This window comes from Mesorhizobium sp. P2_H9 (genome assembly GCF_056403215.1).
On record NZ_JBFUFX010000010.1, the window covers coordinates 251575 to 273922 of the forward strand.

The 22348-nt window shown below is 62.5% G+C and carries 19 protein-coding genes and 1 tRNA gene; 7 read left to right on the forward strand and 13 right to left on the reverse strand.

The genetic code is table 11. The annotated features are described in order from the left end of the window. The first annotated feature begins 13 nt into the window (after window positions 1-13). Window positions 14-862, forward strand: a complete 849-nt coding sequence (locus tag AC1DXN_RS20875) for a YihY/virulence factor BrkB family protein (RefSeq protein WP_477246599.1) — start codon at window positions 14-16, stop codon at window positions 860-862. 152 nt (window positions 863-1014) lie between these two features. On the opposite strand, the gene AC1DXN_RS20880 is transcribed toward AC1DXN_RS20875, so the two are convergent. Next, window positions 1015-1911, reverse strand: coding sequence for a DMT family transporter (locus tag AC1DXN_RS20880; protein WP_477271035.1), 897 nt, complete (start codon window positions 1909-1911; stop codon window positions 1015-1017). A gap of 196 nt (window positions 1912-2107) precedes the next feature. On the opposite strand from AC1DXN_RS20880, the gene AC1DXN_RS20885 reads away from it, so the two are divergent. Beyond that, window positions 2108-2395 (forward strand): hypothetical protein, encoded by a 288-nt coding sequence (locus AC1DXN_RS20885; RefSeq protein ID WP_477271037.1) that lies wholly within the window; start codon window positions 2108-2110, stop codon window positions 2393-2395. A 155-nt stretch (window positions 2396-2550) separates the two neighbouring features. On the opposite strand, the gene gluQRS is transcribed toward AC1DXN_RS20885, so the two are convergent. Further along, window positions 2551-3426, reverse strand: a complete 876-nt coding sequence (gluQRS, locus tag AC1DXN_RS20890) for a tRNA glutamyl-Q(34) synthetase GluQRS (RefSeq protein WP_477271039.1) — start codon at window positions 3424-3426, stop codon at window positions 2551-2553. A 74-nt stretch (window positions 3427-3500) separates the two neighbouring features. On the opposite strand from gluQRS, the gene AC1DXN_RS20895 reads away from it, so the two are divergent. Next, entirely contained in the window at window positions 3501-4142 is a 642-nt protein-coding gene (locus AC1DXN_RS20895) for a DNA-3-methyladenine glycosylase family protein (protein WP_477246607.1), read from the forward strand. Window positions 4143-4270: 128 nt separating this feature from the next. Next, entirely contained in the window at window positions 4271-4828 is a 558-nt protein-coding gene (locus AC1DXN_RS20900; protein WP_008874122.1) for an HNH endonuclease, read from the forward strand. Window positions 4829-4988: 160 nt separating this feature from the next. On the opposite strand, the gene AC1DXN_RS20905 is transcribed toward AC1DXN_RS20900, so the two are convergent. Then, on the reverse strand, window positions 4989-5507 hold the full coding sequence (locus AC1DXN_RS20905) for a disulfide bond formation protein B (RefSeq protein WP_436261508.1): 519 nt from the start codon (window positions 5505-5507) through the stop codon (window positions 4989-4991). Window positions 5508-5572: 65 nt separating this feature from the next. Next, window positions 5573-6160 (reverse strand): YqaA family protein, encoded by a 588-nt coding sequence (locus tag AC1DXN_RS20910; RefSeq protein WP_112562267.1) that lies wholly within the window; start codon window positions 6158-6160, stop codon window positions 5573-5575. Window positions 6161-6435: 275 nt separating this feature from the next. On the opposite strand from AC1DXN_RS20910, the gene AC1DXN_RS20915 reads away from it, so the two are divergent. Next, window positions 6436-6520, forward strand: a tRNA-Leu gene (locus tag AC1DXN_RS20915). Between the two features lie 379 nt (window positions 6521-6899). Here AC1DXN_RS20915 and AC1DXN_RS20920 read toward each other — a convergent pair. The 7 genes from AC1DXN_RS20920 to AC1DXN_RS20950 form a co-directional block, all read right to left on the reverse strand. Further along, on the reverse strand, window positions 6900-8480 hold the full coding sequence (locus AC1DXN_RS20920; protein WP_477271040.1) for an alpha/beta hydrolase: 1581 nt from the start codon (window positions 8478-8480) through the stop codon (window positions 6900-6902). A 650-nt stretch (window positions 8481-9130) separates the two neighbouring features. Then, on the reverse strand, window positions 9131-10288 hold the full coding sequence (locus AC1DXN_RS20925) for a YncE family protein (RefSeq protein ID WP_477271044.1): 1158 nt from the start codon (window positions 10286-10288) through the stop codon (window positions 9131-9133). 139 nt (window positions 10289-10427) lie between these two features. After that, entirely contained in the window at window positions 10428-11708 is a 1281-nt protein-coding gene (locus AC1DXN_RS20930) for a GNAT family N-acetyltransferase (RefSeq protein ID WP_477271046.1), read from the reverse strand. Then, a complete protein-coding gene (locus AC1DXN_RS20935; RefSeq protein ID WP_477271048.1) occupies window positions 11708-13120 on the reverse strand; it encodes a lipopolysaccharide biosynthesis protein in 1413 nt (470 codons plus the stop codon). Before AC1DXN_RS20935 ends, AC1DXN_RS20930 begins: the two co-directional genes overlap by 1 nt. Before the next feature lie 330 nt (window positions 13121-13450). Further along, complete coding sequence (locus tag AC1DXN_RS20940) at window positions 13451-13945, reverse strand: hypothetical protein (protein ID WP_477271050.1); 495 nt, start codon at window positions 13943-13945, stop codon at window positions 13451-13453. A 175-nt stretch (window positions 13946-14120) separates the two neighbouring features. Further along, complete coding sequence (locus AC1DXN_RS20945; protein WP_477271051.1) at window positions 14121-14408, reverse strand: hypothetical protein; 288 nt, start codon at window positions 14406-14408, stop codon at window positions 14121-14123. Continuing rightward, on the reverse strand, window positions 14386-14658 hold the full coding sequence (locus tag AC1DXN_RS20950) for a DUF4242 domain-containing protein (protein ID WP_477271053.1): 273 nt from the start codon (window positions 14656-14658) through the stop codon (window positions 14386-14388). Before AC1DXN_RS20950 ends, AC1DXN_RS20945 begins: the two co-directional genes overlap by 23 nt. Window positions 14659-14901: 243 nt before the next feature. Here AC1DXN_RS20950 and AC1DXN_RS20955 point away from each other — a divergent pair, with 243 nt between their 5' ends. Next, complete coding sequence (locus tag AC1DXN_RS20955; RefSeq protein WP_477271497.1) at window positions 14902-17490, forward strand: ATP-binding protein; 2589 nt, start codon at window positions 14902-14904, stop codon at window positions 17488-17490. 225 nt (window positions 17491-17715) lie between these two features. On the opposite strand, the gene secA is transcribed toward AC1DXN_RS20955, so the two are convergent. Continuing rightward, window positions 17716-20448: a preprotein translocase subunit SecA gene (secA, locus tag AC1DXN_RS20960; RefSeq protein ID WP_477271055.1), complete on the reverse strand. Its 2733-nt coding sequence runs from the start codon at window positions 20446-20448 to the stop codon at window positions 17716-17718. Between the two features lie 252 nt (window positions 20449-20700). On the opposite strand from secA, the gene AC1DXN_RS20965 reads away from it, so the two are divergent. Further along, complete coding sequence (locus AC1DXN_RS20965; RefSeq protein WP_477271057.1) at window positions 20701-21618, forward strand: peptidylprolyl isomerase; 918 nt, start codon at window positions 20701-20703, stop codon at window positions 21616-21618. A gap of 61 nt (window positions 21619-21679) precedes the next feature. On the opposite strand, the gene AC1DXN_RS20970 is transcribed toward AC1DXN_RS20965, so the two are convergent. After that, window positions 21680-22279, reverse strand: a complete 600-nt coding sequence (locus AC1DXN_RS20970) for a TetR/AcrR family transcriptional regulator (RefSeq protein ID WP_477271059.1) — start codon at window positions 22277-22279, stop codon at window positions 21680-21682. Window positions 22280-22348: the final 69 nt, after the last annotated feature.

Here is a 22348-nt window from a genome sequence, read left to right on the forward strand (position 1 = left end):
AACGCGGCTCTTGATGCGGAAGATCGTCGTGCTGCGCCGCGTGCTCTATGACGCGCTAGGCCATTTCAACACCGACGACGGCTGGGCCATGGCCAGCCATCTGGCGATCACCTCGCTGATGGCGCTGTTCCCGTTCCTGATCTTTGCCACGACGCTGGCGAGCTTCCTCGGCGCGCAGGCGTTCTCGGACACGGCCGTGCATCTTGTCTTCGACACCTGGCCCGAACAGATCGCCAAGCCGATCGCACGCGAAGTGCTCAACGTGCTGACCGTCAGGCGCACCGACCTTCTAACCTATGGCGTGCTGCTTGCCGCCTACTTTGCCTCGAACGGCATCGAGGCGCTGCGCACCTCGCTCAACCGTGCCTATCGCGTCTCGGAAACGCGCGGCATCATCTACCGCCGGGTGCAGAGCATCATCTTCGTGCTGATCGCCACCGCCGGCTTCCTGGCAATCAGCGTGCTTTTGGTGTTCGCGCCGCTGCTGGCGCGCCTCGCCGAAGCCCATATCGAAGGGATCAAGCCCTATATGGGTACAATCACGCTGTGGCGTTACGTCATCGCCTCGACGGTCATTGTCGGCGGGCTGTTTGCCGTGCATTTCTGGCTGCCTGCCGGCAAGCGCCGTCTCGTCTCGATCGTGCCGGGCATCACCTTCACGCTGGCGGCATGGCTGATCGGCTCGACCGTCTTCGCCAGCTATCTCGATCATTTCTCGTCCTATGTGACGACCTATGCCGGCCTCGCCTCGATCATGATCGCGGTGGTCTTCCTCTATATGGTCTCGGCGATCTTCATCCTCGGCGGCGAGCTCAATGCCGCGATCAGCCGCTATCTGGAGGCGCGGGCACGGGTCGGATGAGTCGATGCCGGACGGATTGAGGAACTGAGGGATTGAAGAACTGGGGAATTGAGGAATTGAGGAATTGAGGAATTGAGGAAAAAGCGACCATCCGGCGCTGTGTGCTTCTTCTCCAGTTCCCCAGTTCCCCAGTTCCCCAGTTCTCCAATTCTTCAGTTCTTCAATTCCTCAGTTCTTCCCTTAGTCGGCCGCGCCGTGGCCAGCCCGACGCCGAGCGTTGCAATCGCCATGCCGACAAGCTGCAACAGGTTGAGCTGCTCGCCGAACAACGCCCAGGCGATCACCGCGGTGACGGCCGGCACCAGATAGAACAGCGACGCGACTTTCGACATCTCGCCGTCGCGGATCATCACCATCAAAAGGAAGATGGCGCCGATCGACAGCACGAGCACCAGCCAGGCCATGGCAAAGATCAGTTCGCCGTTGATGATGACCGTGTGCGTTTCGAACGCGAGCGAGGCCAAGGCCATCAGCGAGGCACCGCCGACATATTGCCACATCGTCGCGGCCACGAGGTCGCCACCGGAGGCAAAGCGCTTCTGCCAGACGGTGCCGGCACTCATGCCCAAAACCGAAACAATCGAGGCGATCAGCGTTTCGGCGGTCACGCCGCCACCGAGAGCGCCAAGCTTCGGCCAAAGCACAATGATCACCCCGAGCAGGCCGACAGCGAGACCGACCCAATGGCGCGGCAGGATGGCTTCGCCGAGAAACCTGCCGGCGAGCACCGCCGTGATCAGCGGCTGCAAACCGACGATCAGCGCCGAAAGCCCGGCCGGCATGCCCCGATGGATCGCCCAGAACACGGCGCCGAGATAGATGCCATGCATGAGGATACCGGCAACGGTGGCGTGGAGCGCTTCCGTGCGGGTCGCTCTCTTCGAGCCAAGCACCAGCATCAGGCCAGCCAGCAGGATTGCTGCCAGGACGAAACGCACCGCCAGGAAGGTGAATGGTTCGGCCCATGGCATGGCATAGCGCGCACCGATGAAGCCGGTTGCCCACAGGACGACAAAGGACGCGGGGATGAACCGCTTGAGACTGTGCATTTTAAGGGGGCGCCCGTTTTCGGTGAAGATGTTCGGTAAAGAGTCGACTACCGCGATTGCTCTAATGCGGTTCGATCCGGCAAGCAAAACGAAACAATTGATTTATAAGCTCATTCGAATTTAACCGGTGGTGTCAGGACTATCGACTGATCCCCGGGGGACATGGCGTTTCGGCTTCGACAAGGAGCGGGCAGGCATGCTGTTGCATCTAGACACAAGCTGGTTGCTGATGACGGTCGCGTCCGTCGCCGTGTTCGGTTTTTTCTTCGGCGCGGCGCTCGACGCCATCATGAAGGAAGACGGCTTCGGCTCCAGCGGCAACACGCTGTTGTTCACCTTCGGCTTCTTCTTCGCGATCATGGTTGCGAATGAACATGGCATCAGCCTGAAAGATCTCAAGCTCGCGGTCGCCTGGGGCCTGGGCGGCGCCTTCACCTTCATCAGCGTGCTGGCGCTGGTCAAGGCCGGTTTGGCCCGCTGGTAAGGGTATGTCGATATTCAGGTGAGGCCGGCCTGCAAACGGCTGATGCCTGCGCTTCCGGTGCTCACGTACTAAAGTACGCTCCGCTCCGGTTCTCGGTATCAGCCATTTTCGGTTCGGCCTGACCTGAATCTCAACACACCCTGGAGCGAACCTGTCTAGAGTCCAACCAGCCGCCTGACATCGTCGGGCGATGCACCTGTCTGGCGTTGCGAGGCAAGTCCGGTATCGCCAAGGCTTTTCGACAGCTTTCGTCCGTCCGGTCCGAGGATGAGGCGATGGTGAAAATATTTCGGCTGCGGCAGGCCCAGAATGTCCTGCAGCAGGCGCTGCACGCCGGTGGCGGAAAACAGGTCCTGGCCGCGCACGACGTGGCTGATGCCTTGCAGTGCATCGTCGGTGACGACAGCGAGATGGTAGCTGGTCGGAATCTCGCGGCGCGCCACGATCACGTCACCCCAGTCCCGTGGCTTGGCTTCTATCGTTCGGGTTGAAGCAAGCGTCTCGTCGGTAAACTCGGTCCATGACAGGTCCTTGCCGAGGCGCGCCAGCGCCGCCTCGACGTCCAGCCGCCAGGCGAAGGGCGCATTCTCAGTGATCCGTCGCTTGCGCTCCTTGATCGGCAACGCCTTGTCCGCGGCGGGATACAGCGGCACGCCGTCCGGGTCGCGCGGCCAGTCACGGCCGCGGCTTTCGCTGTCGGTGATGAAGGCTCTGATCTCGCCACGGCTCATGAAGGCGGGGTAGACGAGTTCTTCCTGGATCAGCCGGTCGAGCACAGCCTCATACTCCGCGAAATGATCGGACTGACGGCGCACCGGTTCTTCCCAACCGAGCCCGAGCCATTTGAGGTCGCGAAAGATGCCTGCTTCGAATTCCGGTGTGCAGCGCGTCGTGTCGATGTCCTCGATGCGCAGCAACAGGCGCCCGCCGGCCGCCGCTGCCAATTTTTGATTGAGCAGCGCCGAATAGGCGTGGCCGAGATGCAGTTCACCATTCGGGCTTGGCGCGAAGCGGAATGTCAGGAGTGTCATCTCTCGGGCAGCAATCGGATTGTGCAGCAGTTTCGCCAATTGCTACGCTGGGCTCAGTGCAGGAACAAGCAAACATGCAACGCATCGCCAACCTCGACGACGTCGCGCGAGGCCTGGACGCGCTTTGCCGCATCGATCCGCGCCTGGAAAAGGTGCGCGGCATGGCCGGCGAGGTGCCGCTGCGGCTCTCGGAGCCGGGGTTCAGAAGCCTCGCCTCGATCATCGTCTCGCAGCAGGTCTCCCGCGCCAGCGCCGATGCCATTTTCGGCCGGCTGACGAAACTGGTCGATCCGCTGACGCCGCAAGCCATCCTCGCCGCCGATGAGGCGATGTTTCGCGAGGCCGGGCTGTCGCGGCCGAAGCAGCGCGGCCTGATCGCCATTGCCCAGGCCGTCGCCGACGGCCTCGACCTCAATCACCTCTGCCGACTCGACGCCGGCGAGGCGATCGCGGCGATGACGGCAGTGCCGGGCATCGGTCCGTGGACGGCGGAAGTCTATCTTCTTTTTGCCGCCGGACACCCCGATGTTTTCCCGGCGCGGGATGTCGCGCTACAAACGGCGGTCGGTCACGCGCTCGGCATCGAACCGCGTCCGCCGGAGAAAACGCTGATCGCATTGGCCGAATCATGGAGCCCGTGGCGCGGTGTCGCATCGCGACTTTTCTGGGCCTATTATCGTGAGCTGAAGGGCAGGGACGCCGCGCCTCCCGCCTGAATCCGCAAAAAAGCATTAAAATCATGCGCTTTTGGCAGGTCATGTGGCCGACATGCCGCTTCACATCCCTGTCATGTCGGGCTTACAGTATCCGCGCCGATCGGTTCTTGAACTAGGAGGTCAACAAGGTGACGGTTGCCGTATCTCCGGATGGGCTTCCAGCGCTGGTGCTGAATGCGGATTACCGTCCGCTCAGCTATTACCCTCTGTCGCTCTGGTCGTGGCAGGACGCCATCAAGGCGGTGTTCCTCGACCGGGTCAACATCGTCGCCGAATACGAGCATGCCGTGTCGTCGCCGACCTTCTCGATGAAGCTGCCAAGCGTCGTCAGCCTGAAGGCCTATGTGAAGCCGTCCAGGCATCCGGCCTTCACCCGCTTCAACGTCTTCCTGCGCGACCGTTTCCAGTGCCAGTATTGCGGCACGCCGGAGGATCTGACCTTCGACCACGTCATTCCCCGCCACCGCGGCGGTGCGACGACGTGGGAGAATGTCGTTGCCGCCTGCTCGCCCTGCAATCTGAGGAAAGGCGGCATGATGCCGGCGCACGCCAAGATGTGGCCGCTGCAGAAGCCCTACCAGCCGACGGTGCATGATCTGCACAACAATGGCCGCCTGTTCCCGCCCAACCACCTGCATGAAAGCTGGATGGATTATCTGTACTGGGATGTCGAACTGGAACCCTGAGATCGTTCGAGAATTCGGGAGGCTGGCCGTCTGGAGCGATCGTCTGCGCTTCCGATGCTCACGTACTTGAGTACGCTCCGCTTCGGTTCTCGACAATCACTCCATACGACTCAGCCTGCCGAATTCTTTGAACGATCTCGCGTCGGGGTCTGGCGCTTGATTAATCGCGGGCCATTGCGCCGCGGAAGGCGACGGCGGCGAGGATGAAGCTGGCGATGGCGTTCCAGCCGGCCAGCGACAGGCCGAGGATGCGAAGTGCCGCCTTGTCGCAGGAGGGCGGCACGAATTTGTCGAGCGCGTCGAGCACGCCCTTGCCGCCGGTGTCGACCGGGCCGGCGCCGGCGGTGCAGTCAGCCGGACCCTGCCACCAGGCCCATTCGACGCCCGAGTGATAGACGCCGAGATAGAGGCCGTAGAGCATCAGCAGGCCGCCGATGGCGAGCAGGCCGCGCGTCAGCCAGGCCGGCGCGCTGAGCATCGAGGCGATCACCGCCAAAAGCATCAGTGGCGCGCCGATGTAATAGGGCGTGCGCTGCTCCAGGCAGAGGTGGCAGGGGATGTAGCCGCCTATGTGCTGGAAGGCGAGCGCGGAGCCGACCGTGGCGGCCATGGCGACGGCGAGAAACAAAGCCGTGCGCGTCCGCTGGCGTCCGGTATCGGCATTCATGGTCGCTGTCATGGGTCTTCGTCCGTTGAATTCGCCGTCCGCCGGCATAGTTCTGAACCACCGCCCGCCTTGGGCGGTCAGAAGGCGTATTTGACCACGATATAGAGCGAAATCAGGGCAGCGGCCGCCGCGCCGGCGATCAGCCCGAGACGCTTTTCAATGAACTCGCGGATCGGCTCGCCATAGCGACGCAACAGCCAGGCCAGGAGCAGGAAGCGGGCGCCGCGGGTGACGATCGCGAGCACGATGAACAGCAGCAGATTGACGCCGATGACGCCCGACAGGATGGTCACGACCTTGATCGGCGGCAGATGCGCGGCGCCCGAAGTGATCAGCATCAGGATGATGAAGCCGACGCCCGACGAGGTGCGCAGATGCTCGAACTCATCATATTTGCCGTAGAATTCGAGGATCGGTCTTGCCACCGCGTCATAGGCATAGTGGCCGATGAACCAGCCGGCGATGCCGCCCAGAACCGAGGCAACGGTGGCGATCAGCGCGTAGCGATAGGCGCGGTCGGGTCGGGACAGCGCCATCGGCAGATAAAGCACGTCGGCCGGCACCAGGAACACCGAGCTTTCGACGAAGGCGATGAAGGCCAGCCACCATTCGGCGGATTTGCGTGCCGCCAGCGACAAGGTCCAGTCGTAAAGTCCGCGAAGCATCGGCTCTCCTGATGCAGGTCGCCCAAACTGCGCAGCGGCTTCGGGACAACGGCATGCACAAACAATGATCGAAGCGCGCCACGTCGATCTCTCAGGCCGGGCGCGCTTTCACTCGCGGCCTGTCTAGAAAGATTTTCTGCGCCGCACAATGGCAGGAGCTACACGAAACCGAAAGGCGGGCTTTTGCCGCAAGCAGGGCAGGGCGGCGCATTTGGCCAGTTGACGAACAGGCCTCCAACCGTATAGTCCGCGCCCATCCAGGCCCTCCGGCCTGAGCCCCTATGGCGGAATTGGTAGACGCGCTCGACTCAAAATCGAGTTCCGCAAGGAGTGCTGGTTCGATTCCGGCTAGGGGCACCACTTCATTTTTTCGATCTTTGATATCGCGGAACCTTTTAGCGGAAGCTTGTGGCTTCCGCGATGTTCAGAGCAGATTCCGCATAGACCAAAAGCCTAGCAAGGCAGGGATAGCGCTACTTGGTTGCTTCCGCATACGGGATATTAAAGCGCGTCGCGCTGAAGCGGATTCAGGTGACGCGCTTTAAGCCTTTGTTTTTGTGCATGTCGTTCCCCCAAAACCGCTGCGCACTTTTGGGCGACAAGCACTAGTTCTATGAGTGAGGACAAATCTTGGGGTTTGTCATCGCAGCAATTACCAGGCACGGCCGACCAGCGCGGAACTTCCATTCCGAGTCCTAACGCACAAAAGCGATTAAGCTGCCTCTCGACGAATGACGTGCTACTCGATCGAAATCGCAGCGCGATGCCCGGATCGAAACGGCAATCTTCTCTGTTTTGAAGCCATTCCGGACAGCCCCGACCATAGTTCCTCGACATTGCCTGGGAACTCGGGAGCCCCCAGCTGGTCGATACATTCAGTGTCCAGCTTGCGTCGAGGGTTTGCCAAGAAATCGTCCGCCACCTTCGAACCACAAGGATCGGAATCAATCACATCATGTCCGATTCCTCGAAAAACGACCACTTGCCCGAACGGAAGCGTTTTGGCTGCCCGGTTCGCCCAGACAGTCGGCGTGGCCGGATCATATTCTCCTGACAACAGCAGGGTAGGTATATCAAGGCGACGTGGCTTCTTTAACGATGCGGGCCTATCATCAGCGAGCCAGAGTGGGCATGCCCAGGTGTAGTCACTCCGTTCGGCCCAGTTTGCCCAGTATTGGTCATGTTTGCCGCTCAGGTCAGGTGGGTCGGTGTCGGAACAAGTTACCGAAAAGTCCATACCTTGGGAGATTTCGAGGTCATCGGGTTCAAACATGATATCCGTCAGCGGCCGGTAGTCCTGTTTGTATGTCCTCTCGATCAGCTCCGGCAGGCTTGGTATAGTCTCCCTGTCGTATAGCATGCCGAATATAAGATCGAGGAAGTTTGCACCGGAAACATATGTGTATCGCGGATGCTTCTCCGCGCTACGCAAGAGCGCTGGCTGACGATCGAGTTGCCTAGCGATGGAGTGGACGGCTTCGGCTAATCCTTGCTTACAGCCATTCGCTTTCAGGCAGTCCTTCTGCAAGATGGCGAGTGATCGATCAAGGTTTGGGCCGTCTTCATCCAGGTAGTTGATGTCCATCGGAACAACTGAGTCCAATATGCTCGCGGACACCCCTTCGGGATGCTGGTTCATCACTTCCAAGGCCAGAAGCGTGCCGTACGAGACCCCATAAAGTACCCATTTTTCTATCCCGAGGGCCTTTCGAAGATCGTTGATATCCTCGGCATTTTGTTCGGAGGTGTAGGCGTTGAGATCGATTCCCTTGGCGATCAAGGCGCTCCTGCACGCAAGAAGCTCCTTCTTCTGGACATCGACTAGTCTGCTTTCCGCGTCGAGACTGGGCAAAATGGAATTCCAGTGATCAACTACGAAAAAAGGAGAGCAGTCTAGAGACGGATCGGACTTCCCGATTCCGCGTTGATCGACGACGACCACTCGGCGTCCAATCATCCAGCTTTGGGCACCAATAAAGTCCCACCATCCATCGATGTCTTCTCTGCTACCGATTTCGACGGGCTGACCCGGCCCACCCGTGAGAAATACGATTGGCTCGTGCCGTTCGAGATCCGGTTCAAAGACGACTGCGGACAAAACGATTTCAGCATCAGTTTTCGTCTGACGGTTCTCGGGCACACGCAGGGTTCCGCATGTCATTGTGCGATCCCGCGGAACTTCAAACCAGCAGTCCGCCTTCTTGAACTCGCCCGCGAACAGCTCTCCACCACCTGCGCAAACAAGAAACGCAGCCAGCATGATTGGGAGAACGGACGCCCGATAAATAGCGAATAAAGTAAATCTGAAAACGGTCGGCATTTGCCCCCCCCCTTTAAAATAAAGGTTGGAATAACCTTGGCTTGCACAAAAATCGGACGCGCTGTCTGAGTGCCCGACGAATGAGTAACGGTCGCGCCTATTATCGATGCGAAGCTAACAGTGTTTCTCTACGAATGTTTTTCAGGTCGGCGACAATTTATCGATCGTGCTTTGAAGGTCGCTTTTCCCGATCTTTGCCCTGAAAGTTCTTGAAGGCCTTTGCCTCCACATCATCGGGTTCGATAAGATACAACAGTAGCCCCGTGCGAACATCCACGCACCCCTCACTCCCCCCATTTAGATATGCCATACAAGCATATTCTAATGTTCGGTTATCGGCAAGCGGGCGTAGTGGAAGTTGGCAACTCATTTTGGATTGATCGTGYAGCCCCGTTCCCGCAAGTGAATCGATTGCCCGGATACTGCCAAGCTATTGGCTGTGGTGTTGGTGTTGCCAGTGGTGTCGATGATCGAGCCGCTGGCGAAGACGTCGCCTTCGACGTTGAGGTTGCCCTTCAGGGTGGGCAAGCCGCACGAAAAGCATAATGACTTTTGGAGGCACAGGATTTGTCCCATCCATTCGCCAAGTGCCTGAATTATTTCACTTCTTGTTCCCGGTTAGGGGGATCAGTCTTTCCCGCAAACGCAACCTACCGCATATTCCCCGTATGCCCTTGCGAGTACCGCCCCGGCTGCGGCCAGACCGTCAGGCCATGCGGCTCGACCCCGACGCGGATCTTGGTCACGGCGCCGTTCGTCGTGTCGATCATGTAGGCGTCGCTGTCGAAGCGGCCGGACAGCCATAGCTGTTTGCCGTCGGCGCTGACATTGCCCATGTCGGGGCTGCCGCCGCCGGGGATCGGCCATTGCGCAACGACCGAGCGGGTGGCGAAGTCGATCACCGTCACGCTGCCCGGTCCCTTTGCCTTGCCCTGCTCCATCCTGTGCGAGCCGCGGTTCGAGACATAGAGCCGCTTGCCGTCACGGCTGACGACGAAGCCATGGGCACCGATACCCGTCGGAATGAAGCCGATTTCCCTGAAGCTGTCGCCGTCGACCAGGAACACGCCGTCATTCATCATGTCGGCGACGTAGAAGATCTTGCCGTCAGGCGAGAGGCGGATGTCCTGCGGCATGCCCATTTTCGAGAAGTCGAGATGGCCAAGCACCTTCTGGTTCTTCAGGTCGATCTTGGCCAGCCCGCCATTGCCGTATTCGCAGGTGAAGATCGCGTAGGCGCCGTCAACTGAGAAATCGGCGTGGTTGATGCCGGGGCAGGTCGGCGTCGGCAGGCTCGATTTCAGCGCCATGGTGTGGGGATCGCGGAAATCGAGCTGCTCCAGGGCTTCGTCGACGATGATGGCCGCGCTGCCGTCCGGCATGAAGTACATGTTGTAGGGATCGTCCACGTCTATCTGCGCGCCGGGCTTGCCGGTCATCGGGTCGATTGGCGTCAGGCTGCCGTTCTTGCCGGTGCCGTTGTTGGCCACCCAGAGTGTCTTCAGGTCCCAGGAAGGGATGACGTGCTGCGGTTTGCTGCCGACGGAGAATTTGTCGACTTCCTTCAGGGTCATGGTGTCGATCACCGTGACGCTGTTGGAGGAGCGGTTCGGCACATAGACGCGGGGCAGCGCGCCAAGCGTGGCCGGGCCGAGATGGCCGGCGACTGTGTGGCTGTAGATGTTGACGGACGGCGGGGGCTCGCTGCAATCCTCGGGACAAGTATCGGCCCAGGCACGAGCGGGCAGGAGTGCAAGCAATAGGAAGGCCGCACCGGCACTGGCGTGACGCGAAAAATTTGTGATCATCTGGATGGTGTGTCGTGAAAGCCGGCTGAAATTGCCGCCGGGACCAATAGCGTGTGTTTCGTGGTTGATCCAGCGCCTTTTCAGGCCTCGGCATACGGTTGAGCAGCCGAAGTGCCTGCGTTGGAAGACCATCTCTGGACTAGCGCCGCCCGAGCAGGCTCTTCATGCGGTTGCGCAGGATGCGTGCCATGTTGCGGGTCTCGCGGTAGAGATGCAGCTGCGAGGCCGCCTGGCGGGCAAGGCGGTCGGCGTCCGGCGTCAGCCCGATGACCAGCGAGCCGACCGGCTTGCGCTCGCTCCACAGCCGGCTCATCACCGGATGGTCGGGCACGGCGCAGGAATCGGTCATCATGATGTTGGGGTCGTCGAGATGCTGCCTGGTCACTTCGATCATCAGCAGCGTGCCCGGAGAATAGGCGGCGAGCCTCTCGTCATAGGCGGTCTTCCAGGTGTAGGCGACGCCGGCTTCGACGAAGACGATCAGGCAAGCGACGGTGCGGCCGTCCAGCGTCAGCGAATGGATGCGGCACAAATCGTGTTCGGCCAGCCGGTGCACGGCCTCGCGGGCGAAGGCGGCGCGGTAGCGGTCGATGGCCATGGCGGTGCGCTCGCGGCCCTTCCAGCCGGCGGCCTCGAGCGTCAGGAAGCTTTCGATGGCGTGGCGGATCTCGTCCGGTCCCCGCGCCACCACATGCTCCAGCCTGCCAAGATCGGCGAGGCGCCGCTTCAGCCGGCGGAATTCGCGGTAATGGTGCGAGCGCAATGACGCCTTGAGGTAGGCGTCGCCATCGAGCTCGCTTTCAAGGAACGGACGCTCGACCTTGCCGGTGGTGACCATCGTCAGGCCACGCGTCTCGGCGACGCTGGCGAGCAGGCTTGCCACCGCGCCGTCCAGCCGCATGTCAGGCAGGACGAAGACCTTTGGCAATTTGAGATGCGGCCGCGACAGCATCGCAAAGAAATCCTCGATCACGCCGACCGGATCGTCGCGGTCGACCAGCGGCGTGCCGATCGGACCGAACGGGCTCGACCATGTGCGCATGACCGGGACGCCGAGCGGCACCGCCGGCTTTTCCACCGAGAATGGCACAAGCAGGCGCAGGCGGTTGCGGTATTCGTCGCCGTCGCGGATGACGGCCAGCCGCACTTCGCGGTCTTCCAGCCGCGGCATTGCCGGCGCCAGGAAGCGCGGGTTGAAGAAGATGTTTGGCTCGACCGTGCGGGTGCAGAGATAGTCCAGTTCCTCGACCAGGTCGAAGCCGGCGGAGGCCGGGTAGATCGCCAGCTTCCGCTGCGGCCGGTTGTTGGCCAGGATCTCGAGATGGGCGGGATCGGCGTCGCGCTGCAGCCCGGCAAGTCCGGACACCATGGCGCCGGCCGGGCCGCCGCTGGTTTCCTCGAGCAACGGGGTCGCGGCCATCAGGCATCTCCCCTGGCGGCCGGCACGGCGGGCACGAAGATCAGCATGACGATGCCGAGCTTGCGCCAGACGGTGAAGGACAGCGCGCTGGCCTCGAAGATCATGGCGAAGCTGGTGGCGATCGCCGCGCCCCACAGGCCAAACAGCGGGATCAGCAAGACATTGAGGCCGATATTGAAGGCCAGCGTCATGGCGTAGACGGCGGCGCAGATGTTCTGGTTGCCGCTCATCGTCAGCAGGCTTTCGCACGGGCCGACGGCCGCCCGCGCCACAACGCCGAAGACCAGCAGGAACAGCAGCGGATAGCCGGCGGTGAATTCAGGTCCGAACAGCACCAGCATCGGCCAGCCCAGCGCCAGCACCAGCAGCGCCATCAGCAGCGACGGCCAGAAGGTCCACGACACCGTCTCGCGGGCGAAGGCGGCGAGCTTGTCGGGGTCGCCATGGGTGAACTGCGCGTAGCGCTGGGCGACGCCGGCCTTGACCGCGAAGTAGACGAAATGCACCAGCGCCAGCGTCTTGACGGTGGCAAAATAGACGGCGACATCGTTGGGGTCGAGATAGGCGCCGACCATCAGCACGTCGGCATTGGTGAGCAGGAAGAAGAAGCTCTCGACCAGGAAGATCGGCAGCGACACGATGAACCATTGCGCGAAATGCACCTTCATCGGCCCGGCCGGGATCTTCTTGTCCATGCGCGTGGTGACGCCGATCAGCTGCGCCAGCGTGGTGGCGTAGGTGGCCGCGATCGAGGCGAAGATCGCGGTTTTGGCGTCGGGCGCGTAGCCGACCAGCAGCATCAGCGCCATCAGCGCCAGGATGAGCACCGGCCGCACCAGATAGGTCGGCGACAGCGCAAACAGCGCCCATGAATTGGCCCGCGACAGCCCCTGCAAAAGGTCGCCCATCGCGATCATCGGCAGGCAGATGACGCCGAGGATGAACGGCACGACATAGTAGTTTTCGATAAAGGACGAAAACAGCCAGACGCCAAGCGCGCCGAGCCCGGCGAACAGCGTCGAGGCGATCAACACGAACAGGCGGCTGGCCACAACGATGCCGCGCAATTCGTCCATCATGCCGCGCTCGCGGTATTCGGGGATGAAGCGGATGACCGAGGTGTGGAAGCCGAGGCAGGCGAGGTTGCCGACGATGACCATCGTCACCCAGACGAGGACGAAGATGCCGTACTCGAACGAGCCCATCCAGCGCGCCATCAGCACCTGGCTGACGAAGGCGATGACGGCGCTGATGATGCGGATGGAGAAGGCGATGATCGACATGCGGCCGGCTTCGCCGCGCTCGTCGGCGGTGAACAGCACGGCATCGATGCGGCCAAGCAACGGCCTTATGCGCAGCGCCAAGCGCTGCGGCAAGAACCGCCCGGCTGTCGTGGCCGCGGAAAAGCGCACCCCGATTTCACTCCGTTTTCCGCCTCTTTTCTGGGTTCGGTGTAGCCAAAACACATTAAGAAAACGTGGGCGGAGGGAGGCCTTCTCCCCGTCTCTATACGGGCAGAAGGTGCCGGCAGGCGGATGAGGGGCAACGCAAGCTTTGGGGGATTTTCTGCGATATGTGCAAGGCGATGAATTTGTTCGTAGAAGCGGCGTTTGTGGGGGCTCCCGCAGTAAAGGCATCCCCCTGAAGTGGACAGATCGGCCAATCGCCAACCCGGAGCTGCCCCTCATCCGGCCCTTCGGGCCACCTTCTCCCCGTGAACGGGGAGAAGGAAGAGACCCGCGTTACATCCCCTTCATCGCCTCACACGACACGTTCGGGTTCATGTCGGCGAAGGTGCCGGTCGGATTCTGTTTCCAGGCCCAGACATGCAGCTCGTAGAACGGGCCGAGGCCGTAGCGGTTGGGGGCGCTGTTGAAGTTGAACAGCTGCCCGCCAAGCGACGCCGGGCCTTTCGAGGTGATGTATTCCACCGCCACCAGCTTCAGCGTTCCGTCGGCCATCGGCTCGTACATCACCGCCTCGGGCTTGGCGACATCGACCGCGTCGTCCTTGAGATAGGCGCCATTGACGTAGTGGATGCCCATGGCGCCACCGGTGATGCCGCTGGCGCAGGGGATCGGCGCGTAGCCTTCGGCGGTCGCCGCCGCCACGTTCTCGAAGCGGTCGTTGGCCGTTCGCACCATGTCGGCCAGCATGTTGGCGTCGTGGGCGTGGGCGGCCGTGGCCGCGATCGACAGGAGGGCGGCGAAGCACCCGGTCCAAAGCGTTTTGGTCATGATCGTTCCATTCGTTGTTGATGACGCGACAGGACGGCCGGCCGTGAGGCCGGGCCGTTGCAACGCTGCGGCGTCTGGTTTGCAATCCGGAACGGACTGACCGTCCGGTTTATTCAGGCCAGGTGGCCTTTGCGGTTTTCGAAATGTCTTTGCCGTTCAAAACGGTTTTGCGAAATCAGTGGTCCCACCAGTAATATTGCCAGTATTCCCGCTGGATACGCTCGGACAGGCCGATGTCGCGCCTCAGATAATCGTCTTCCGGGGGCAATCGCCGCCTGCCATACAGATGCGAAGGCAGGTTCGCCGCGAACCGCCATAGACGGCCGAGCAGGGAGGTTGCTTGACCTCCCACGACAGGCGCGGCTTCACCGACCGGCAGGCCAGCAAGCAGGTCGCCATCGCCGCGAAGGGCAGCTTGATGCTCATCGATCGGCTCGAGATCAACGGTAAAAGTAAGGGTCAAGAACCCGCACCTCCATGATCTTGTCGACCGGCAGCGAATTCTTGTGGGCCGCGCTGCGGATCGCCTCGGGCGAGGGGCCGTCATAGATGCAGAAGCTGTGCTTCTTGTCGGGCGTCACGAAGGACTGCACCCAGGTGACGCCTTTTTCGGCGTTGCGCATGACGACGCCGCCGAGCGCATCGGCGCCGATTTCGGTCATCGGCACGTTGAGCCCGTCTGGAAATGTCCGTTCCACCACATAACGAGGCATGGGAAGTTCCTCTTCTCATTGAGTCACGCTCGGTCCGAGCGCGGCTGGACAATGATCACGTCCGGCAAGAGCGCACATCGGAGCCATTCCCTATTTTTGGCGGGACGATTCCCTATGTTGGCGACGTTATTTGTGGAGAGAGTCACCGCAATGTGTGGAAAGTCACATTGCAAGGCTCGCGCCTGGGGCTATCGTTGCGGCAGCCACCAGGTGGCAAACCCCCGATCTCGCGAGAGAATGACGATGCTTCTGGAACGGCAGACACAGCTGGAGCAACTGGACGGCCTGCTCATGGAGGCGGCACGCGGCCGTGGCCGGGTGGCGGCGCTGGGAGGAGAGGCGGGCGCCGGCAAGACGTCGCTCGTCGAGGCCTTCATCGAGCGCGCGGCGGAAGGCACGCGGATCTTGCGCAGCGCCTGCGAGGATCTGTCGATACCCGATCCGCTCGGGCCGCTCTACGATCTCGCCCGGGAGGCGCATTGGGCGCTGCCGCAGGCGATCGACCACCGGCAAGGGCAAAGGCTGCCGCTGTTTTCCGATGCGCTCGAAATCTTCGAGACCAAGGCGCAGCCGAGCCTGCTGGTGATCGAGGATCTGCATTGGGCCGACGACGCGACGCTGGATTTCGTTCGCTTTTTCGGCCGGCGCATCGTCAACACCCATATCCTGCTTCTGGTGACGGCGCGCAACGACCGCAGCGAGGCGCAGATGCGCGTGCGCCGGGCGCTGGGTGAAATCCCGGCGGGCAATGTCGCGCGCATCGACGTGCCCCTGCTCAGCGAGGCGGCGGTGCTGTCGCTGGCCGACGCGGTGGGCCGCGACGGCGACGCCATTTACAGGGCGACGGCCGGCAACGCCTTTTTCGTCACCGAACTGTTGTGCGCCGAAAATGAAACGACGCCGCCGGCCAGCGTGCGCGATGCCGTGCTGGCGCGGGCCGAGCGGCTGTCGGCCGGCGCCCGCTCGATGCTCGACGCGGTGTCGGTCTTTCCAAGGCGCGCCGATGCCTGGGCGTTGCAGGGCCTGTGCGGCGTCGCCAGCGCCGGGCAGCTGGCGGAGTGTGTCTCGGCCGGCCTGCTGGACGATATGGGCGACGGCTATGCCTTCCGCCACGAGATCGCCCGCCGCGCCGTCGAAATGATGCTGACGACGAGCCACAGGCGGCAATTCAACCAGCGCGCTCTGGCTGCCCTGCTCGAAAACAGCGATGTCTCCGCCGGTCGCCTGGTGCATCACGCGGTGGAGGCGCACAATCTGGAGGCCGTGCGCGAACTGGCGCCGATCGCCGCGCGCGAGGCATCCCGCGTCGGCGCACATCGCGATGCCGCCGGCTACTATGAAGTCGCCCTGCGCCATGCCGACGGCCTGCCTGCGGTGGAGCGCGCGGTGCTCTATGAGAAATATGCCTTCGAGTGCCACCTCATCGGCCAGATCGAAGAGGCCATCGAGGCGCAAGGCCATGCGCGCCTCCTGCATCAGGCGCAAGGCAACAGAGCGAAGGAAGGCGACAGCCTGAGATGGCTGTCGCGCTTTGCCTATCTGATGGGCGACCGCAAGGCCGCCGACGTCTTCGGCGAGCAGGCGGTGGCATTGCTGGAAACCGTGCCGGCTGGCGCCGAACTCGCCATGGCCTACTCCAACCTATCGCAACTGGCGATGCTGGCCGAAAGGCTGGATGAAGCCTTGCGGCTTGGCGAAAAGGCGGTCTCGCTTGCCGGGCGCATGAACCGGCCCGACATCGTCTGCCATGCGCTCAACAATCTCGGCAGTGCCGGGCAGTGGCTGGATCTGGCGGCGGGACGGATGCACCTTGCCCGCAGCCTGGAGATCGCGCTCGATCAGAATTTTCAGGAACATGCGGCACGTGCCTTCACCAACAGCGCCTGCAGCGAGATGAACCAGCTTGACTTCGGTGCGGCGCAGTCCTTCCTCGATCGCGGCATCAACTATTGCGTCGAAAACGATCTCGTCACCTGGCGCGACTATATGCGCGGTGTGCTGGCGCAATTGCTGCTGCGCCAGGGGCAATGGGAAGAGGCCGCCACCGAGGCGCTCGATGTGCTGTCCAACGACCATGCGACGATGCTGGTGCGCTATCCCGCGCTGATTGCACTGGCGAAACTCAGGATCCGGCGCGGCGATCCCTCCGCCGAACCGCTCTTGCAGGAGATGAAACAGTTCCTGGAAAAGGGCACGGAGCTGCAGCGGGTGGCGCCCTATGCTTGTGTCATGGCCGAGCAGGCATGGCTCGGGCAGGGCGACAGAGATGAGGCGCTGCGGCTGATCGATCTTGCCGACAGCCTGTCGCCGACACGGGCGGTTTTCAGCGAACTGGCGACATGGCGCCAGAAGCTGGCTCCGCATAGTCACCCCGGCGATACGTCAGGCATGGCCGCGCCCTACCAACTGCTGCTGGACGGCGACTGGCAGGGGGCGGCGGCGCTTTGGGCCGAGCTCAACGCACCCTATGAACGCGGACTTGCCCTCGCCCAGGGCGACGAGGAGGCGCAGCGTTTGGCGCTGGAGATTTTCGAGAACCTCGGCGCCAGACCGGTGGCGCAGCATGTGCGCGAAACGATGCGGCGCAACGGCGTCAACAATATCGCCCGGGGGCCACGCCGCACGACGCGCGAAAATCAGGCCGGCCTGACCCAGCGCCAGATGGAAGTGCTGCAACTGATCGAACGCGGTTTTTCCAACAAGCGGATTGCCGAGCAGCTGACCATCTCACCGAAGACGGTGGATCATCATGTGTCGGCGGTGCTGGGCAAGCTGGAGGCTGTTTCGCGCGGTGAAGCGACTGCGGCGGCGCGCGATTCGGGGTTGTTGTAGGAAGTCGTCGGGAGGGACGGGATCGAAGGTCAGCGATCCTTCGCGCCCCCCTCTGCCCTGCCGGGCATCTCCCCCACGAGGGGGGAGATTGGATGTCGCGTCGGCTTTCGCCAATTACCAAAGCTGAAGAAAAAGACGCTGTCAGCGCAGCTGCCGATCTCCCCCCGTGTGGGGGAGATGTCCGGCAGGACAGAGGGGGGCGCTGCCCCGCCAACCTATCAGTGATCAGGCAAACGCGCCGTGGCAGTGCTTGTACTTCTTGCCGGAGCCGCAAGGGCAGGCCTCGTTGCGGCCGACCTTGCCCCAGGTTGCCTGGTTGTTGGGGTCACGATCTTCGGGAGCGACGATGGCGTTCTGTTCCTGACGGACCAGAAGTGCTGTCTCGCCGCCTTCAAAGTCGTTCTCGCCGGTGGTGCCGTCGATATGGAGGCCGAACATCTCTGGGGCTTCCGGCGGCGGCGCTTCGGCCGCCTGGCGGACCAGCTCGACGCGCATCAGCTGCGCGGTGACGGCCTGGCGCAGATTGCCCAGCATCGCCTGGAACAGTTCGAACGCCTCGCCCTTGTACTCCTGCAGCGGATCGCGCTGGGCGTAGCCGCGGAAGCCGACGACCGAGCGCAAATGGTCGAGATTGACGATGTGCTCGCGCCAGAGGTGGTCGAGCGTCTGCAGCACCACCGAGCGCTCGACATAGGTCATCACGTCGGGGCCGAAACGCTCGGCACGCTCCTTGGCGGCGGTGTCGGCGGCCTCGGTGATACGCTCGCGGATGTCGTCCTCGGCGATGCCCTCTTCCTTGACCCAGTCCTCGATCGGCAGGTCGAGATTGAGGAATTCGGCCACCTCGGCCTTGAGGCCGGCGGCATTCCACTGCTCGGCATAGGCGTTTTCGGGAATGGCCTTGGCGACGATCTCGTCGATGACGCCTTCGCGCATCTCGGCGATGATTTCGGTCAAGCCCTCTCCGTCCATCAGTTCGATGCGCTGCTCGAACACCACCTTGCGCTGGTCGTTCGAGACGTCGTCGTATTTCAGGAGGTTCTTGCGGATGTCGAAGTTGCGGGCTTCGACCTTCTTCTGCGCCTTTTCCAGCGCCTTGTTAATCCACGGATGGATGATCGCCTCGTCTTCCTTGAGGCCGAGCTTCTGCAGCATGCCGTCCATGCGCTCGGAGCCGAAGATGCGCATCAGGTCGTCCTGCAGCGACAGGAAGAATTTCGAGCGGCCTGGATCGCCCTGGCGGCCGGAGCGGCCGCGCAGCTGGTTGTCGATGCGGCGCGATTCGTGACGTTCGGTGGCCAGCACGTAGAGGCCGCCGGCGGCGAGCGCCTTTTCCTTGAGACGGGCGACATCCTCGCGGATTGCCTTTTCCATGGCTTCGCGCTCGGGTCCCTCAGGCATGTCGCCAAGTTCGTCGGCGATGCGCATCTCGGCATTGCCGCCGAGCTGGATGTCGGTGCCGCGTCCCGCCATGTTGGTGGCGATGGTGATGACGCCGGGCTTGCCGGCCTGGGCGACGATGGCCGCCTCGCGCTCGTGATGGCGGGCGTTCAGCACTTCGAAGTCCTTGAAGCCTTCCTTGCGCAGGCGCTCGGCCAGCTGCTCGGATTTCTCGATGGACGTCGTGCCGACCAGCGTCGGCTGGCCTTTGGCGCTGGCTTCGCGGATCTCCTTGACGATCGCCTTGTATTTTTCCTCGACCGTCCGGTAGACCTCGTCGTCCTCGTCCTTGCGGATGACCGGCAAATTGGTCGGGATCTCGGTGACGTCGAGATTGTAGATGTTGCCGAATTCCTCGGCCTCGGTCAGCGCCGTGCCGGTCATGCCGGCGAGCTTCTTGTAGAGGCGGAAATAGTTCTGGAAGGTGACGGAGGCCAGCGTCTGGTTCTCCGGCTGGATCGCCACATGCTCCTTGGCCTCCAGCGCCTGGTGCAGGCCTTCCGAATAGCGGCGGCCCGGCATCATGCGGCCGGTGAACTCGTCGATGATGACGATCTCGCCGTTGCGAACGATGTAGTCCTTGTCCCTCTGGAACAGCCGATGCGCCTTCAGCGCATTGTTGACGTGGTGGACGATGGCGACGTTCTCGACGTCGTAGAGCGACTCGCCCTTGAGCAGGTCGGCGTCGCGCAGCAGGTTCTCCAGCTTCTCGGTGCCTTCCTCGGTGAAGATCGAGGTCTTCTGCTTCTCGTCGATCTCATAATCCTGCGGCTGCAGCTGGATGATGAAGGTGTCGATGGTGTTGTACATTTCCGAACGGTCCTCGAGCGGACCGGAAATGATCAACGGCGTGCGCGCCTCGTCGACCAGGATGGAATCGACTTCGTCGACGATCGCGTAATTGTGGCCGCGCTGCACCATCTGGGCGCGCTCGTACTTCATGTTGTCGCGCAGATAGTCGAAGCCGAGCTCGTTGTTGGTGGCGTAGGTGACGTCGGCGGCGTAGGCGACGCGGCGCTCCTCGTCGGAGAGGCCGTGGACGATGACGCCGACCGAGAGGCCGAGGAACTTGTAGACGCGACCCATCCATTCGGAGTCGCGGGTGGCGAGATAGTCGTTGACGGTCACGACGTGGACGCCGTTGCCGGCCAGCGCATTGAGGTAGACGGGCAGCGTGGCGACCAGGGTCTTGCCCTCGCCGGTGCGCATCTCGGCGATGCCGCCATTGTGCAGCACCATGCCGCCGATCAGCTGCACGTCGAACGGGCGCATGCCGAGCACACGGCGTGCCGCCTCGCGCGCGGTGGCGAAGGCCGGCACCAAAAGATCGTCGAGGCTGGCCCCGTTGGCGATGTCCTGGCGGAATTTGTCGGTGCGTCCGACGAGCTCGGCGTCGGAGAGCGCCCGCATCTCGTTTTCCATGGCGTTGATCGCCTCGACACGGGGCCGGGTCGCCTTGACGCGGCGATCGTTTGAGGAGCCGAAAACCTTACGGGCGAGACCGCCGAGACTGACCATCCAATGGTCCTTTCGATAGAATTCTCAATCTTGAGACGGGTGCCGGCCGGCCCCATCACATCCGCGTGATACGCGGACGAACACAAAAAGCGCCCGGAAAACGGTTCTGGACGCAAAGTCGTTGGACAGATAAGAGGGGGCTCAACTGATGTCAACGCCGCGCTCGCCCTCGGGGTCGCGCCAAATTCCGCCACAATCAGGCTGATCTGCAAGCCCTTCCCGCTCTCGCAATCCCCCATTGGAGTTATCTTGATGTCCTTATTGTTCCGCCGTGCGTCGCTCGCCAGCCTTGGTCTGGCTTTCGGCCTGTCGGCTCTCTCCGTGTCGCCGCTGATGGCGGAAGATGCCGCCCCGGCGCAGCCGGCGGCCGCAGCACCCGCGGCGGCACCGGTCGATCCGAATGCCGTTGTCGCCACGATCAACGGCCAGACGCTGACCGAGGCAGACCTTGTGCTTGCCGAAGGCGAGCTGTCGCAGCAATTCGCCCAGCTTCCGCCCGAACAGCGCCGCGCCGCTGCCCTTTCGGCGGCCATCGAGATCCGCGTCATGGCTGCCCAGGCGGTCACCACCGGCCTCGACAAGGATCCTGATTTCCAGCGCCGCATGGCGTTCCTGCAGCAGCGTGCCCTGCATGGCGAGCTGGTCGAGAAGGGCGTCGTCAACAAGGTTACCGACGCCGAGGTTCGCGCCCGCTACGACCAGGAAATCGCCAACACCCCGCCGGTCAACGAGGTGCATGCCCGTCACATCCTCGTGAAGACGAAGGAAGAGGCCGAGGCGATCATCAAGCAGCTCGACGGCGGCGCCGATTTCCAGAAGCTTGCCAACGAGCACACCAGCGATCCCTCGGGAAAGACCAGCGGCGGCGATCTCGGTTGGTTCGGACCTGGCCAGATGGTGCCGGAGTTCGACAAGGCCGCCTTCGCGCTCGAGGTCGGCAAATACACCAAGGAGCCGGTGCAGTCGCAGTTCGGCTGGCACGTCATCAAGGTCGAGGACAAGCGCGTCAAGCAGCCGCCGGCGTTCGATGACGTCAAGGACCAGGCCAAGCAGGCGGTCATCCGCGACAAGTACTTTGCGCTGGTCAAGACGCTGCGCGCCGCCGCCAAGGTCGAGATTCCCGACGCGAATCTGAAAAAGGCGGTCGATACGCTGGAAAGCGCCAAGTAAGGCTGAGGCCGACGACAAAAGGGCGCTGCAAGCGAGAGGGCTTGCGGCGCCTTTTTTGTTTCTAGCGCGCGCCGGGGGCTATGCCGTGCATCACATAGCGGACAGCGGCGCGTATTGTTGCCTCGTCTTCGTCGAGGCGGTCGGTCAAAAGATGCGTCCAGGCGAAGGAGGCGATCAGGTCGGCGACGAGCTCGGCGTTGACATCGGCCGCAACCTCGCCGCGCGCCTTGGCGCGTTCGATCATCTGGCCAGTATGGGCGCGGCGGCCCCTGGCATAGTCGGCAAGGGCCGCGGCCGCGGCTGGATCCGACTGCGCTTCGGCGACCAGCGATCTGAACACGCTGCCCGACGACGTCTGGCGCCAGTGCGAGAACAGGTTTTTCAGGAAGCCGACGAGGTCTTCCTCCAAATTGCCGGTGTCGGGAGTGTCGACGCGCTTGCCCCGCTGGTAGACTTCGAGCAGCAAGGCGGCCTTGCTCGGCCACCAGCGGTAGATCGTCGGTTTTCCCGCACGCGCCCGCCGCGCCACGGCCTCGATCGAGAAGCCGGCATAGCCAGCCTCGACCAGCACCGCTTCGGCGGCATCGAGAATGGCGCCAGCGCTGTCGGGGTTGCGCCGGGCGCCGATCGATTTGCGCCCGGGATACGCGTCGTCACCCATCTGTCTGTTCCCTGCGGACCATTCTCCAGGGATCATATAGGACCTTTGATGAAACGAAACGATCCGTTT

What these genes read in the sequence shown, in the direction of transcription:
- AC1DXN_RS20875 (WP_477246599.1), top strand. Translation starts at nt 14, where the DNA reads ATGCGGAAGATCGTCGTGCTGCGCCGCGTGCTCTATGACGCGCTAGGC.
- AC1DXN_RS20880 (WP_477271035.1), bottom strand. Translation starts at nt 1,911, where the DNA reads ATGCACAGTCTCAAGCGGTTCATCCCCGCGTCCTTTGTCGTCCTGTGG.
- AC1DXN_RS20885 (WP_477271037.1), top strand. Translation starts at nt 2,108, where the DNA reads ATGCTGTTGCATCTAGACACAAGCTGGTTGCTGATGACGGTCGCGTCC.
- gluQRS (WP_477271039.1), bottom strand. Translation starts at nt 3,426, where the DNA reads ATGACACTCCTGACATTCCGCTTCGCGCCAAGCCCGAATGGTGAACTG.
- AC1DXN_RS20895 (WP_477246607.1), top strand. Translation starts at nt 3,501, where the DNA reads ATGCAACGCATCGCCAACCTCGACGACGTCGCGCGAGGCCTGGACGCG.
- AC1DXN_RS20905 (WP_436261508.1), bottom strand. Translation starts at nt 5,507, where the DNA reads ATGACAGCGACCATGAATGCCGATACCGGACGCCAGCGGACGCGCACG.
- AC1DXN_RS20910 (WP_112562267.1), bottom strand. Translation starts at nt 6,160, where the DNA reads ATGCTTCGCGGACTTTACGACTGGACCTTGTCGCTGGCGGCACGCAAA.
- AC1DXN_RS20920 (WP_477271040.1), bottom strand. Translation starts at nt 8,480, where the DNA reads ATGCCGACCGTTTTCAGATTTACTTTATTCGCTATTTATCGGGCGTCC.
- AC1DXN_RS20925 (WP_477271044.1), bottom strand. Translation starts at nt 10,288, where the DNA reads ATGATCACAAATTTTTCGCGTCACGCCAGTGCCGGTGCGGCCTTCCTA.
- AC1DXN_RS20930 (WP_477271046.1), bottom strand. Translation starts at nt 11,708, where the DNA reads ATGGCCGCGACCCCGTTGCTCGAGGAAACCAGCGGCGGCCCGGCCGGC.
- AC1DXN_RS20940 (WP_477271050.1), bottom strand. Translation starts at nt 13,945, where the DNA reads ATGACCAAAACGCTTTGGACCGGGTGCTTCGCCGCCCTCCTGTCGATC.
- AC1DXN_RS20950 (WP_477271053.1), bottom strand. Translation starts at nt 14,658, where the DNA reads ATGCCTCGTTATGTGGTGGAACGGACATTTCCAGACGGGCTCAACGTG.
- AC1DXN_RS20955 (WP_477271497.1), top strand. Translation starts at nt 14,902, where the DNA reads ATGCTTCTGGAACGGCAGACACAGCTGGAGCAACTGGACGGCCTGCTC.
- secA (WP_477271055.1), bottom strand. Translation starts at nt 20,448, where the DNA reads ATGGTCAGTCTCGGCGGTCTCGCCCGTAAGGTTTTCGGCTCCTCAAAC.
- AC1DXN_RS20965 (WP_477271057.1), top strand. Translation starts at nt 20,701, where the DNA reads ATGTCCTTATTGTTCCGCCGTGCGTCGCTCGCCAGCCTTGGTCTGGCT.
- AC1DXN_RS20970 (WP_477271059.1), bottom strand. Translation starts at nt 22,279, where the DNA reads ATGGGTGACGACGCGTATCCCGGGCGCAAATCGATCGGCGCCCGGCGC.